Raw genomic sequence first — 12743 nt, forward strand, 5'->3', positions numbered from 1 at the left:
CGTCACTACGCACACGTAGACTGCCCAGGTCACGCTGACTATGTTAAAAACATGATTACTGGTGCGGCTCAGATGGACGGTGCTATTCTAGTAGTATCAGCAACTGACGGTCCAATGCCACAAACACGTGAGCACATCCTATTATCACGTCAGGTTGGTGTACCATACATCATCGTATTCATGAACAAATGTGACATGGTAGATGACGAAGAGTTACTAGAGCTAGTAGAAATGGAAGTACGTGAATTACTTTCAGACTACGACTTCCCAGGTGATGACACTCCAATCATCAAAGGTTCAGCTTTAGAAGCGTTAAATGGTAACGACGGTAAGTACGGTGAGCCAGCAGTTATCGAACTACTAAACACTCTAGACACTTACATTCCAGAGCCAGAGCGTGACATCGATAAGCCATTCCTAATGCCAATCGAAGACGTATTCTCAATCTCAGGTCGTGGTACAGTAGTAACAGGCCGTGTTGAATCTGGTATCATCAAAGTTGGTGACGAAATCGAAATCGTTGGTATCAAAGACACAGTTAAAACAACTTGTACTGGTATCGAGATGTTCCGTAAGTTACTAGACGAAGGTCGTGCTGGTGAGAACTGTGGTGTACTATTACGTGGTACTAAGCGTGAAGACGTACAACGTGGTCAAGTACTTGCTAAGCCAGGTTCAATCACTCCACACACCAACTTCGACGCAGAAGTATACGTACTATCAAAAGAAGAAGGTGGTCGTCACACTCCATTCTTAAATGGTTACCGTCCACAGTTCTACTTCCGTACTACTGACGTAACAGGTGCAATCACGTTACAAGAAGGTACTGAAATGGTAATGCCAGGCGATAACGTTGAGATGAGCGTAGAGCTAATCCACCCAATCGCTATGGACAAAGGTTTACGTTTCGCAATTCGCGAAGGTGGCCGTACTGTAGGTGCTGGTGTTGTTGCTAACGTTAAAAACTAATTTTAGTTTAATGTAGTACAGCATTTTGCGAAAAAGGCCCTCTCATTTGAGAGGGTCTTTTTTTTGTGCTGAGCATTTGCCTGCTATTGATTATAATAGTCTGTCAGCTACGGTTTGCTTTTACTGCGATTTTTAAAGTACTATTGCTCTTATAATAACGAAATTCAAAGTGGTTAATTGAAGCGAATCTAACTGAATATATTTTTTTTGATCTTTATCAGCTCATTAACCGAAGTCGTTTTCTATTACTAAGCTAATTCAAACAAAGGAATTGTAAATGAGTGCCCTAATGGAACTAGAAAAAACTTGGCAAGACTGGTTAAAACATAACCTAGCTAGAGGAGTCCCTTCCAATAAATTGGCGGCTAGCTTATTTGAAAAAGGATGGGTAGATGCTGCTTATGAATTGATCCATAAGAGTAATAGTAACCTGCAAATACCTTATATAGATATTTCACATAACCACATCAAATTGATGGATAGAGAAGTCTCTTTGACTTTTACCTGTCATAAGCCATTTATTGCAGTCATTAATAATTTTTTAAGTCCTGAGGAATGTCAGGCTTTAATTGATGATGCTGATAGTAAGCTAAAGACCTCAAGAGTAGTGAATCCCGAAGATGGTACTTTTGTTGAACATCATGCTCGAACTAGCACCAGTACTGGCTATCAACGTGGTGAAATTCCGGTAATTAAGAGCATCGAAAACAGAATATCCGAGTTAGTACATTGGCCGGTTGAAAATGGAGAAGGATTACAAGTATTACGCTATGAAGATGGCGGAGAATACCGTCCTCATTTCGACTTCTTTGATCCAGCCAAAAAAAGTAGTAGTGTGGTGACTAAGAAAGGGGGACAGCGACTCGGCACCTTTTTGATGTACTTATCGGACGTTGATGCTGGCGGTTCGACCCGATTTCCAAATTTAAACTTTGAAGTGCGTCCAAAGATGGGTACCGCCCTATATTTTGCCAATACTGATTTGAATGGTCAGATTGATAAATTAACTTTACATGCAGGAACCCCTGTAACCGAAGGGGTTAAGTACTTAGCCACCAAATGGCTAAGAGAAAAGCCCTACGTCTAAAGTTATTTTCATGGTTTGATGACTATAAAAAAGGCACCTAAGGTGCCTTTTTTAATGTAAAGATTTTGGGCCACTGTAGCCTGTTGATTTCAGCTAAGCTATAGTCTAACTATAGTCTCTCTGACGAAGCGTCTCATACATACATAAAGCACCAGCAATGGCCACATTTAGGCTTTCTTGACCGTTAGGCTGAGGTAATGCCACAGGGGTTGCTTGCTGCATAATTACATCACAGACGCCTTGACCTTCATGCCCCATTACCCAAGCTACTGGGCGATTTAGGTTTTGTTTGTAGATGATGTTATCTGTATGAGAGCTTGTCGCATAGATAGGCAGTCTCAAGTAACTCAAGACTTCATCGGCCTCAATACCCTCGTAGATAGTTAATCCAAACTGAGCACCCATACCGGCACGCATGGTCTTTGGTGACCAAGCTTGGGCACTGCCTTTGGTACAGATAATGTTTTTGATGCCTACTGCTGCAGCTGTACGTAGCAGAGTACCCACATTACCATTGTCTTGTACGTCATTTAAGATCAAACAATCTGTGGTAATAGGTGCTTTTAAGGCATGTAGATTGTGCTCAGGCACATCGACAATGGCCATAATCTCCACACCATTACCTAAAGTAGTAATACTCTGATAAACACTGTCACTGACCACAGTGAGTCGATTATCCAGGTTATGCTCACTGAGTGAAGCCAGTAGCGCCTGAACTTCAGGATGGGATAGGCCACTATAAGAGATGATGATTTGTTGCGGCAAGTGGTTGGCTTGCAGCGCAGCTTCTATAAGGTGTACGCCTTCAAGTACAGTCTGACCTGCCTTTTTACGTTGGCGTGATTGAGTTAACAAAGCTTTTGCTAACTTCACGGTTGGGTTTTTTTCTGAAGTAATAACTGGGTTATTAGAAAATTTGTTGTTGATTGTGTCTGTCATTATTTGCTCATTTGATTTGGATATTAAAATATATAGAGTTGATCGCATCGGGCCGGATTTTGTTGCTACCCTGCGTTGTTAATAGCAAAGCTAATAAAACAATGCTGATAAAACAAGGTTAACAAAAAGAGTTAACTAAAAAGATCAAACATATAGGGTGTAGGGTAACACACCTAGCATTCAATAAAATGATGCAGTTTTGCAATAAAAAAGGCCAAACCTAGTTAGGTTGGCCTCTATTAACCCTAAAAAATGGTAATAAAATACCGTTAATTAGCTTGTTGATGCAGTTTGCGTACCTGCTCAACCTCATTTTTTGCGCCCAATACAACGGGTACACGTTGATGAATATCGGTAGGCTCATAATCCATAATGCGCTTGACGGCATCGGTTGATGCGCCGCCTGCACGCTCGATAAGCAGACTCATAGGATTGGCTTCGTACATTAAGCGAAGCTTGCCAGCTTTGTTTGGGTCTTTGGTGTCTTTTGGATAAATAAAGATACCACCACGGCATAAAATACGATGCACATCACCCACCATAGCAGCCACCCAGCGGGTGTTAAAGTTTTTGCCGCGTGGGCCAGTAGTACCTGCCAGCAACTCGTTAATATACTGCTGCATTGGCGGTAACCAATGGCGCGCGTTGGAAGCGTTAATCGCATATTCTTTGGTGTCAGCATCAATAGAGATATTCTTTTTGACCAGCTCAAACTCACCCGTGGTTGGGTTTAAGCTAAACAGGACCACTCCATCATTGTTGGTATCGAAGGCTTCACAGAAGGTGAATGCCATCATTGCTGATGAGCCGTATAGCAAGTAGCCGGCTGCCAACTGCTCAGTGCCTTTTTGTAAGAAGTCTGCGTTTGTTGCCACTTGGCCTTTGTTGCTATGAGGCAAGATTGAGAAGATGGTACCGGTAGGCATATTGATATCAATGTTTGATGAGCCATCTAGCGGGTCAAACAAAACCAAAAGCTCACCTGATTCATTGGCAGGGGTAGCATCGTCCAATTCTTCGCTAGCGACACCAGCACAGTGTTTATTAGCAGTTAAAGCGTCTAATAATAGGTCATTAGCAATAACGTCCAATTTCTTTTGTTGTTCACCTTGAACGTTCTCAGCACCGGCTTCGCCGTGGATATCTGCCAAAGCGCCTTTGCGTAAAAGCTCTGTAATCTCTTTACCCACTGTGGTAATGGTTTTGATCACATCAATCACAGCAGATTTTTCACTGCTACTGTCTGTAGAAGTAGCGGCTAGGTAGCTTTGGAAGTAGTCGTTAAGCGTAGTCATTATGGATTCCTTTATCCAAAAGTCGGGAAGGGGTGTATAGTATCAATCAATAAATTTTTTTATATAAATTTAGTACGAGAAAGTCAATACGGTCACTTTTTGAAAGGCGGTAAATCAGCTAAACTATACCAACTTCTAGTAACCCAGTATGATAAGGGTCAAAGACGGCCACTTATACTTTATTCTGGTATAAAAAGTGACTTGAAGACTGTCTACTACTGCTGAGTATAATTAGCAGTAATGGGTCTGCGCAAAGTGTAGCAAAAACCATGCAATATTTCTTGTGCAAGTTAACTATAATAGCCGATATAAATGATAATCCTGATAATGGATTGTACAATCTTATAAGGTTTGCTCCTAGTTTTACCGCCCAATCACCCATCTGCTCATAAAGGATACCTCTAACTGCCATGACTGACTCAACACAGAAATCTGAGACTGGACATTCGTCACAGTCGGCCCTATCTGCTAATTTTGACTCGACAACGGCAAGATTGAATGCCTCATTGAGTAAACCCCAATTAAATGAGAACGGTAGTATCCGTCATTTTTTGGGTATTGAAGGCTTAAGTCGTGCCCAGTTAAAAGCCATCATTGCTAAGGCTGAATCTTTTTTTGATGACAATGGCCAATTGATTAATAGCCCTGAGCTTGAAGGCTGTACGGTTATGAACCTATTTTTTGAGCCTTCAACCCGTACCCGTACCACGTTTGAAGTGGCAGAAAAGCGTCTGGGTGCTAACGTGTTAAATATTGATATTGCCCGCTCTAGTACTCAAAAAGGCGAGAGCCTACGTGATACTTTATGGAATCTACAAGCGATGACCGCCGACATATTTGTGGTGCGTCACTCAGCTTCTGGCGCAGCGCACTTTATGGCCACTGAAGTAACTCCTGAGATTGCCATTATTAACGGTGGTGACGGATGGCATGCTCATCCGACTCAAGGTATGTTGGATATGTTGACCATTCACCGTGAGGCACCGCGTCCATTTGAGGAGTTAACGGTGGCCATCATTGGTGATATCAAGCACTCGCGTGTGGCCCGCTCTGATATCGCGGCTCTAAAAATATTGGGGGTAAAAGAAATTCGAGTCATTGCTCCCCGTACTTTGTTGCCAAAAGGGATTGAGCGTTATGGGGTGAAAGTTTATGAGGATATCGATGAGGGCGTGGTTGATTGTGACGTATTAATGGGGCTACGTATTCAAAATGAGCGTATTGGCTCTCCATTGATGGCAGCATCAGGAGAATACTTCAAAAAGTATGGGATTACCCCAGAACGTGTGGCCAAGGCTAAGCCAGACGCTATTGTCATGCACCCAGGGCCTATGAATAGGGGAGTAGAGATTGCCTCAACTGTCGCTGATGGTCCGCAATCCGTAATTTTAAAACAGGTTAACAATGGCATCGCCATTCGTATGGCTGTATTGGCTATGGCGGTGCAAGGGCAGCGAGAATATCAAGCGTTGCACTCTTTACTATAAGTTCAGAGCTTTACTGAATAAACCTTGCTTATGCTTACAGCCTATAAATGAAACCCTATCTCTCATACAAAAAAATACTGGATTTATCATGCTTAACTTATTGCCTAAAGAGTTTACCCAGCCCGATATCGAAGCCAAAGAGAACCATTGGCTACTACCGCCATTGGTTGATTTATGTGCCCGGCTACGTGAGCCTGGTCTACAACAGCACGGTACCTTAGAAACAGAAGGTCATGCGGCTCGTGCCAATGGATTCCTGCACGTGGTTACTCCGCCAGACACCACTCCTGTCTTAGAAAATGGATCACTGCTAAAAGGCCTAAGAGAACGTGCCAAGCAAGATGGTGGCATCTACCTGCATATCTTAGGGGCACTAACTGCAGAGTTAAAAGGGGAGCGTCCAGCCAATGTCGCTGGCCTTAAAAAAGGGGGCTGTATTGCAGTAACTAATGCTGGGCGTGCATTTAGCAACGATTTAGTAATGCTACGCACTTTAGAGTATGCGGCTACTTTTGGTTTAAAAGTATTTTTTTACCCTAATGAGCCTAGCCTATCAGCTGGTGGGGTGGCTCACGAAGGTTATATTGCCTCTTTCCACGGTTTACAAGGTATTCCCTGGTTGGCAGAGACGGTTGCGCTATCAACCCAGCTATTGATGGTAGAGGAGACGGGTATTTCAGCTCATTTCAGCCAACTAACCTGTAAGTCTTCTATCGGTTTAATGCGTTTAGCCAAAGCCCAAGGCTTGCCGGTAACTTGTGATGTGGCGATGCATCAGCTACATTTGACGGATGATGATTTAGAAGGGTTTAATGCTCAAGCTTATGTTATCCCGCCTCTACGCAGTAATACGGATCAAAAAGCATTAATTAGAGGCTTACAAGACGGCACTATCGATGCCATTTGTAGTCATCATGAGCCTTTAAATGACACTGCAAAACAAGCCCCTTTTGCTGAGTCGACCCCAGGCATTTCAAACTTTGATACCTTCATGGGCCTTGCCTGTAAACTGGTACGGGACAATATCCTAACCCCTGAGCAATTGGTGGAGAAAATCTGTTTGGCCCCAGCACGAATTGCAGGTATTGAAGAGCAATACCGTGAAATTGGGGGTGCGGTATTGGTTGATCCTAATCAAGAGTGGCAGCTGACCCGAGACAGTATGCTGTCAAAAGGTAAAAATACGCCTTTCTTAAATCAAACCTTACAAGGTAAGGTGGTGGAGACTTATTTTGACTGAGCCCACTGTAATTAGTGGCTCCATTAAAGCAGTCACTTTTTATGAGTTAATAAAAGGAATAGGGGCAGTGATTACTGCCCTTGCTTTATGGGCTTGGCATAATGACGTGTCATTGTGGATTGAGTCGGCGAATCATGCTTGGGTCCAACATTTTGGTACTTTATTTAGTACCCAAGTTGAAGCGCTTACCCGAGTGGCACACAAAGCGTCAGAGAACTGGACTTTATTCTTATTATTAATTTTGGGTTATGCCAGTCTTCGCTTTATTGAAGCTTATGGTTTATGGACAGATAAAACTTGGGCTTATTGGTTTAGCGTATTGGGCTACGGTATCTTTTTGCCCGCTGAAGTTTACTATCTCTTTGCTCGGCCCTTTGATTGGTTAAAGCTAGCGACACTGCTACTAAATGTACTGGTAGTGGTGGTGGTCTACAAACAGATGCGCCGTAAAGGCTTAATCTAAACCAACTCAGAAATGGTTTTTGCTAATTTTGTCGCCAAAAGCGAATAGGCGGCGGAGTTGGGATGAAAGCCATCTTCAGCAAAGAAGTTCTGAGTTTGTAACTCTTTATTCTCAAGGTTAATCTGTAAAGCCAATACCTGCTCATAGTGAGCACAAACCTCAATCAACTTCTCATTCATTATCTGTGTTTTGTACCCCATTAACTTATTTAGGGGACTGGGGATAGCGGGCATGTCTTGCATTGGCGGTAAACAAGGAAAGATAATCTGTTTCGCTCCAAATTTACGCTTACTTAATCCGATAATCTCGCGCAGCTGCTGCTCCCATTTGCTGGTTGAGACGTTGGCTGTGGTGTCATTGACCCCAACCATCACTATCATGATGTCCACAGCGGTAGCAGGTGCGGGCAACACATAGAGCCTACGCAGAGCATCAAAGCTGGTATGACCGGAAGTAGCGTGAAGCGACCATTCTAGCTGTGAGAATTTTTGTTGAATTTGTGGCAGCAGCTGCAGTTGCTCAAGCAATTGGCCGGCAAGTGCTTGTTGTTGTGAGCTAACTCCGACGCCCGCAGCTGAGGAGTCTCCTAGCAGCATGATATTGAGTGTGCTTTTATCTTGTGATTGGTTGTCCTTGGTAGCAAGAGACAGACGTCCTCTACGTTCCCCTTCTGCTTCTGGCAGTCTTAAAGCGGTCTTTTTTAGCTTTATACCTTGGTACAGATATACTGGAGCTAAAGCGATGTGTTTTGGTTGGAAAGGAATCATAGTTTTTTCTTTTATATAGTTTATTTGGCTGTTATATAGTTTATCTGGCTGTTATATAGTTTATCTGGCTGTATTAGGTGTTATGAGTGTAATACATTTCAATATTGCAGGCTAGAGTATTACCCATAGTTGCGCAGCCTATTTTTTAGGTGGTTTTTTGAACTGGTTATGCATCCGAGTTTAAGAAAAGCACCAGTAAGAAAAACCAATAAAAACTAATAGAAAAAAGCTTCGCCATAGAATATGACGAAGCGGATAGTTATAAGTAATAGGCTAGATTTTATCAGATGCCAGTTTACCAACTACCAGTACGCTGACGAATGGTGGTTAAGCTGTCATCGATCAATAGCTTGCCATCAACAAACACATCGCGTAGTAAGTTGTCGGCGCTGCTTTGTAGCTTGTCTTCTTTTATGGTACTTAGATTACCCTGGTGGTCTTTCACTAACGCCAAACGTCCTTTTTTTGAGCGTTTTGAGCGGCTGGTGATGGGGTCTTTGAAGATGTCTTGCCACTCGCCATCGATTTGGATTGCACTGGCTTTCATGGCCCAGCTCATGGTGTCTCGGGTCACCTGCTGCAATAAGCCGCCACCCATACCGAATGTAACGTTATCAGCACTAAATCCAGCTTTCATAACTGTCTGTAGTATCTTGCCCAGGCTTTGCGGGCTAATACCATCGCCTTGGATTAGGCGCACATAATCCGGCAGAATTTTGTAGCCTTTGCTGTTTATGCTGTAGCCAAATTTGACTGATAAGCGCTCTAGGGCTTCACGCACAACTTTAGCAGGATCACCACTGTCAGGGCGGATAACCAAAGTGCCACCCATGGTTTCGATTTGTTGCTTTAACTCATCACCCCAAATATTATCAATGGCGTTCCATAGGTCATAACTGTCCGAGACCACCGCCACCGTATTTCCCTCACCCCCAAATTGATTTAGCATATTGGCATAGGCTTGGCTTTCACGCTCACGGCCCCAAGCAGTCATGGTGCTGTGCTCTGCGGCGGGAATAGAGAAAGCAGGCATCTCCTCGCTCATGCCATACCAGCGACTGGCTGAAACTAAAGCGGTCATACTGTCAGTGCCAGAGAAGTTAACTAAATGAGCCAAGCTACCTAAAGCCACAGATTCTAAGCTTGACGCACCACGTGCTCCAAAGTCATGCAGCTTAAAGGGCAAGGCTGCTTGGCTATCAGCTGACTTCTCCAATGCCGACTTGATCACGTTTTTGCAGTAATAAGATAAACTTGATACTGTTGAGGGGTACCAAATAGCCCGCAATAAAGAAGTCTCTAAATAGCTAGGTAGCCAATAGAACTCAGGATCGGTATTGATAATCTGACACACCACATTTGAGACAGGAACAATGCTGCCCTCGGGCACCGCTTGAATTCTAATCGGTAGATTGCCACCATGCTTCTCTACCAGACGCTCCCAACCTGAGCGGTTAAAGGGCAGGCCGTGAGCGGTAATGACTTGCTCTGCCTCGTCAATATCTGCAATGGTTATAGGCTTGCTCAGATATTCTTTGATATAAGCTTGTAATCCAAAAAAGAGCACATCATAGTCGCCTTTGCGGGCTTCGACGTAGCTTGACATATACTCGCTACCTGGAGGATATTGTAGCCAGTGCGAAGTTTTATAGCTGTCAGAATTCAGAATTAAATTATTTAAATTACTGGTGTACATCACACAGATCCTTTGATTGATGAAACGATATTTAGGCTAAGTATTGAGGCTTTAAGGGTAAAAATAAGAAAGCCAAATTAGCCTCAAATGTCGTAATAGGGTTTAGCGTCTATCGGCTTGACTGTAACAGGCTGTAGGGGAGAACAAGAATAACATCACAGACCTACCATCTTAGTAATAATGGCATAGTGATCTTCAAACATCTTTTTGGGATCCAGCTCAGCCAAAGGCAGCCAGAAAGCCTTGGCAGCATCATCTCCTCCTTGTACACAAGGCAAGCCTTCAGGGTCATTTTTTAGTTTAAAGTAAAAAACTTGAGTAATGGTACGACCTCTTGATGAGCGGTAAGGGTCATCAAAGGTATGCTGACTATGACGAGAGCCATATAATACTGAGGGCGGAACATCGAGTTTGGTTTCTTCAGCAAGTTCACGAATACAGGCATCTAGTAAGGTTTCTTTTTGATCAACAAATCCACCAGGTAGTGCCCATAAGCCTCGGCCTGGCATGCTACGACGCTCTACCAGTAAGATATGACCAGACTGTACTACTAAAGCGTCAGCGGTCATAAAGGTAGGTGGATAAGGGGCATCACGCCACTGCTTCATATAATCATCAACGAACCACGCTTCCTCGTGAAGGTGCTGGTAGTCCTCAGTTTGTTTGAAAGCCTCCATAACCTCACGTGTTGACACAGGGGTACGCTCTCCAGTTGGGGTAGCGCCCATGAGATAACCTTCACGAATGGGGGTCGCTGATAGATCTTTGTAATTGGGAACGGAGACGGACTCCCAAGTTGGGAATAATGATAGGTAGTAAGATGAGCTGTCTTTGGAGTGACCAATTAACGCAATGTCGTCACGCAAGTCATGAGTCACGGTCTTCACAGAAGCTTGCACATACTGCAGCCAGCGGGTGTCATTATATAGAGCATCATCGAGACCAACACAGTGAATTCTAGCGGCATCTTCAGCTGAGTAAGCCCTTTTAATCATCTGAGCGCGCTCTTCAACAGTGAATGGATTGCGTAGGCTTCTGGGCATATTGGCTGAGCCGATTAACATAATGACATTTTCTGCTCTGTTTAATGCCTCATCTACTACCGCTTTATGCCCCCTATGAAAGGGCTGAAAACGACCAATAAATACTAAATATTTGTAATGGCGATTGGCGTTTGACTTTAAATGATCAGACTTATTTTCTGATTGAGTTGGGCTTTGTTCGGGTAACACGCTCATTCTTGAAGCTCCAGAAATACCAGCATTCAACCTTGTGGCTGAACCATGCGTTTGTGATTATATTATGATTAAAATTTAATGATAAAGGTGTTTATAGTGACACATTAGACTTCACAATAACAATGATGAATAGGTTGTAAAACGTATAAAAGGGGTTAAAAAAAGCCCTTCTACTGTTTAGAAGGGCTTGTATTTTTAATCTATAAAAGTCAATAGCTTGTTTAATATTTAGCTAACCCGAGCGCCTTTCATCCAAGGTTTATTATTGCGTCTATTGGCACGTAACTGACGAACCCCATGCGCAATAAGGAACATAATACCAATCCAGATCAGACCATAACTGTATAGCATGCCCATCTCAAAGCTATCACCTAAGACGGTTATGGCTAAGAAAAATAGAAGTACTGGCTCAAGATAGCTCATCATTCCAAACACATTGACCGGCAATATTTGACTGGCATCCAAGTTGGTCTTTAGTGCCAATACACTGAGTACACCAAGGCTTACAACCAGTAGGAAGTGAACGCTTGAGCCCATGACAAAGGCTAAGTTCTCAGGAGCCACAAACAGCATATACCCCAAAGCGATGGGCAAAAATAAAGTTAGGTCTACTAACATACCGGTCATGGCGGTAATGCCCTGTAGTCGACGCATAATATAATAAATCGGGTAAGTGCCGCAGACCCAAAGTGTTGCCCAAGACACGCTTTGAGTACGCATCATCTCTAGGCTAATGCCCACTAGGGCGCAGCCCACAGCCAGCCACTGTAGCTTGGATAATCGCTCACCAAAAAACAGATAGCCAAACAGCACCATCATCAGCGGGAATAAGAAGTAGCCCATGGCCACCTGCACCCCTTGATCATTTACCGGAGCCCACATAAATAGCCAAAGTTGACTAAAAAATATGGGGGTAGGTATAAGCAGCCAAGCCCACTGCTTGGCAGTTTTTAGGTTACGCAGGATATTAAGGTGGTATCCTAAGCGGCCTCTTATTACCACAAAAGCTACTAAGGCCACCCACATGGACAGCATGCGCCAAATGAAGACCTGAGTACCCGTCAATGGCTGTAATAAATTACTATAAAAATAAAGGATACCAAATAAAAAATTAGAGACTACTGCTAGTAAGACACCCATAATCATTGTACGCTGTTGTGCGTCACTAGCAGACCCCAAAGAAGCAAGTGGCTGGTTGCTTCTAGTGGTAGAAACTTGTTTAGACATACAATGCACCATAAAAATAGGCATACCGATAGCATAGATTTTTATAAATATTTACCCCACTCTCAACACTTTATTAGCAATTCAAACTGAAGAGGCGGGGTACCAAGTTTTTTATTAAAAAGAAAAAAGAAATTATGCGCCAGAATCTTACGCGTTAAACGATGAGACAAATGCCATAAATCTCTAGCACGTACTTTCTGTATATTAAAGCAGTCAGACAATTGACCAATAACAGTCTCAATATTACGTCGATAACGCATCAATCGATTAACATCAGACTTAGGTCTATTATCTGTCATATTGCGTCTTAGCGGTGTTTGCAAATCAATACCCTT

General features: G+C 43.2%; 12 protein-coding genes. 5 read left to right on the top strand and 7 right to left on the bottom strand.

Annotated features, from left to right (window positions below; genetic code table 11):
* On the top strand, positions 1-969 hold a 969-nt coding region (gene tuf, locus G561_RS0112505), incomplete at its 5' end, for an elongation factor Tu (protein ID WP_028858900.1).
* Positions 970-1246: 277 nt separating this feature from the next.
* On the top strand, positions 1247-2056 hold the full coding sequence (locus G561_RS0112510) for a 2OG-Fe(II) oxygenase (RefSeq protein WP_028859858.1): 810 nt from the start codon (positions 1247-1249) through the stop codon (positions 2054-2056).
* 105 nt (positions 2057-2161) lie between these two features.
* Here the strand turns inward: G561_RS0112510 and G561_RS0112515 are convergent, their stop codons facing one another.
* Positions 2162-2995: a TrmH family RNA methyltransferase gene (locus tag G561_RS0112515; RefSeq protein WP_037032464.1), complete on the bottom strand. Its 834-nt coding sequence runs from the start codon at positions 2993-2995 to the stop codon at positions 2162-2164.
* 269 nt (positions 2996-3264) lie between these two features.
* Positions 3265-4290: a class 1 fructose-bisphosphatase gene (locus G561_RS0112520; RefSeq protein WP_028859860.1), complete on the bottom strand. Its 1026-nt coding sequence runs from the start codon at positions 4288-4290 to the stop codon at positions 3265-3267.
* 410 nt (positions 4291-4700) lie between these two features.
* Here G561_RS0112520 and G561_RS0112525 point away from each other — a divergent pair, with 410 nt between their 5' ends.
* From G561_RS0112525 to G561_RS0112535, 3 genes are all read left to right on the top strand, one after another.
* Positions 4701-5777, top strand: a complete 1077-nt coding sequence (locus G561_RS0112525) for an aspartate carbamoyltransferase catalytic subunit (protein WP_028859861.1) — start codon at positions 4701-4703, stop codon at positions 5775-5777.
* Between the two features lie 88 nt (positions 5778-5865).
* Positions 5866-7017, top strand: coding sequence for a dihydroorotase (locus tag G561_RS0112530; protein ID WP_028859862.1), 1152 nt, complete (start codon positions 5866-5868; stop codon positions 7015-7017).
* Positions 7010-7480, top strand: a complete 471-nt coding sequence (locus G561_RS0112535; protein ID WP_028859863.1) for a DUF2127 domain-containing protein — start codon at positions 7010-7012, stop codon at positions 7478-7480. Before G561_RS0112530 ends, G561_RS0112535 begins: the two co-directional genes overlap by 8 nt.
* Here the strand turns inward: G561_RS0112535 and G561_RS0112540 are convergent.
* The 5 genes from G561_RS0112540 to G561_RS15255 all read right to left on the bottom strand — a co-directional run.
* Positions 7477-8247: an SGNH/GDSL hydrolase family protein gene (locus tag G561_RS0112540; protein WP_028859864.1), complete on the bottom strand. Its 771-nt coding sequence runs from the start codon at positions 8245-8247 to the stop codon at positions 7477-7479. The genes G561_RS0112535 and G561_RS0112540 overlap by 4 nt on opposite strands.
* 295 nt (positions 8248-8542) lie before the next feature.
* Positions 8543-9943: a nicotinate phosphoribosyltransferase gene (locus tag G561_RS0112545; RefSeq protein WP_028859865.1), complete on the bottom strand. Its 1401-nt coding sequence runs from the start codon at positions 9941-9943 to the stop codon at positions 8543-8545.
* A 155-nt stretch (positions 9944-10098) separates the two neighbouring features.
* The gene (locus G561_RS0112550) at positions 10099-11181 is read right to left on the bottom strand and encodes a bifunctional nicotinamide-nucleotide adenylyltransferase/Nudix hydroxylase (RefSeq protein ID WP_028859866.1); all 1083 of its coding nucleotides are present in this window, start codon (positions 11179-11181) and stop codon (positions 10099-10101) included.
* A gap of 228 nt (positions 11182-11409) precedes the next feature.
* A complete protein-coding gene (rarD, locus tag G561_RS0112555) occupies positions 11410-12408 on the bottom strand; it encodes an EamA family transporter RarD (protein WP_028859867.1) in 999 nt (332 codons plus the stop codon).
* A gap of 62 nt (positions 12409-12470) precedes the next feature.
* On the bottom strand, positions 12471-12743 hold a 273-nt coding region (locus tag G561_RS15255), incomplete at its 5' end, for a transposase (protein WP_028859868.1).

This window comes from Psychrobacter phenylpyruvicus DSM 7000 = NBRC 102152, from assembly GCF_000685805.1.
Classification (GTDB): Bacteria; Pseudomonadota; Gammaproteobacteria; order Pseudomonadales; family Moraxellaceae; genus Psychrobacter; species Psychrobacter phenylpyruvicus.

What these genes read in the sequence shown, in the direction of transcription:
- G561_RS0112510 (WP_028859858.1), top strand. Translation starts at nt 1,247, where the DNA reads ATGAGTGCCCTAATGGAACTAGAAAAAACTTGGCAAGACTGGTTAAAA.
- G561_RS0112545 (WP_028859865.1), bottom strand. Translation starts at nt 9,943, where the DNA reads ATGTACACCAGTAATTTAAATAATTTAATTCTGAATTCTGACAGCTAT.
- G561_RS0112530 (WP_028859862.1), top strand. Translation starts at nt 5,866, where the DNA reads ATGCTTAACTTATTGCCTAAAGAGTTTACCCAGCCCGATATCGAAGCC.
- G561_RS0112520 (WP_028859860.1), bottom strand. Translation starts at nt 4,290, where the DNA reads ATGACTACGCTTAACGACTACTTCCAAAGCTACCTAGCCGCTACTTCT.
- G561_RS0112550 (WP_028859866.1), bottom strand. Translation starts at nt 11,181, where the DNA reads ATGAGCGTGTTACCCGAACAAAGCCCAACTCAATCAGAAAATAAGTCT.
- G561_RS0112515 (WP_037032464.1), bottom strand. Translation starts at nt 2,995, where the DNA reads ATGACAGACACAATCAACAACAAATTTTCTAATAACCCAGTTATTACT.
- G561_RS0112540 (WP_028859864.1), bottom strand. Translation starts at nt 8,247, where the DNA reads ATGATTCCTTTCCAACCAAAACACATCGCTTTAGCTCCAGTATATCTG.
- G561_RS0112525 (WP_028859861.1), top strand. Translation starts at nt 4,701, where the DNA reads ATGACTGACTCAACACAGAAATCTGAGACTGGACATTCGTCACAGTCG.
- rarD (WP_028859867.1), bottom strand. Translation starts at nt 12,408, where the DNA reads ATGTCTAAACAAGTTTCTACCACTAGAAGCAACCAGCCACTTGCTTCT.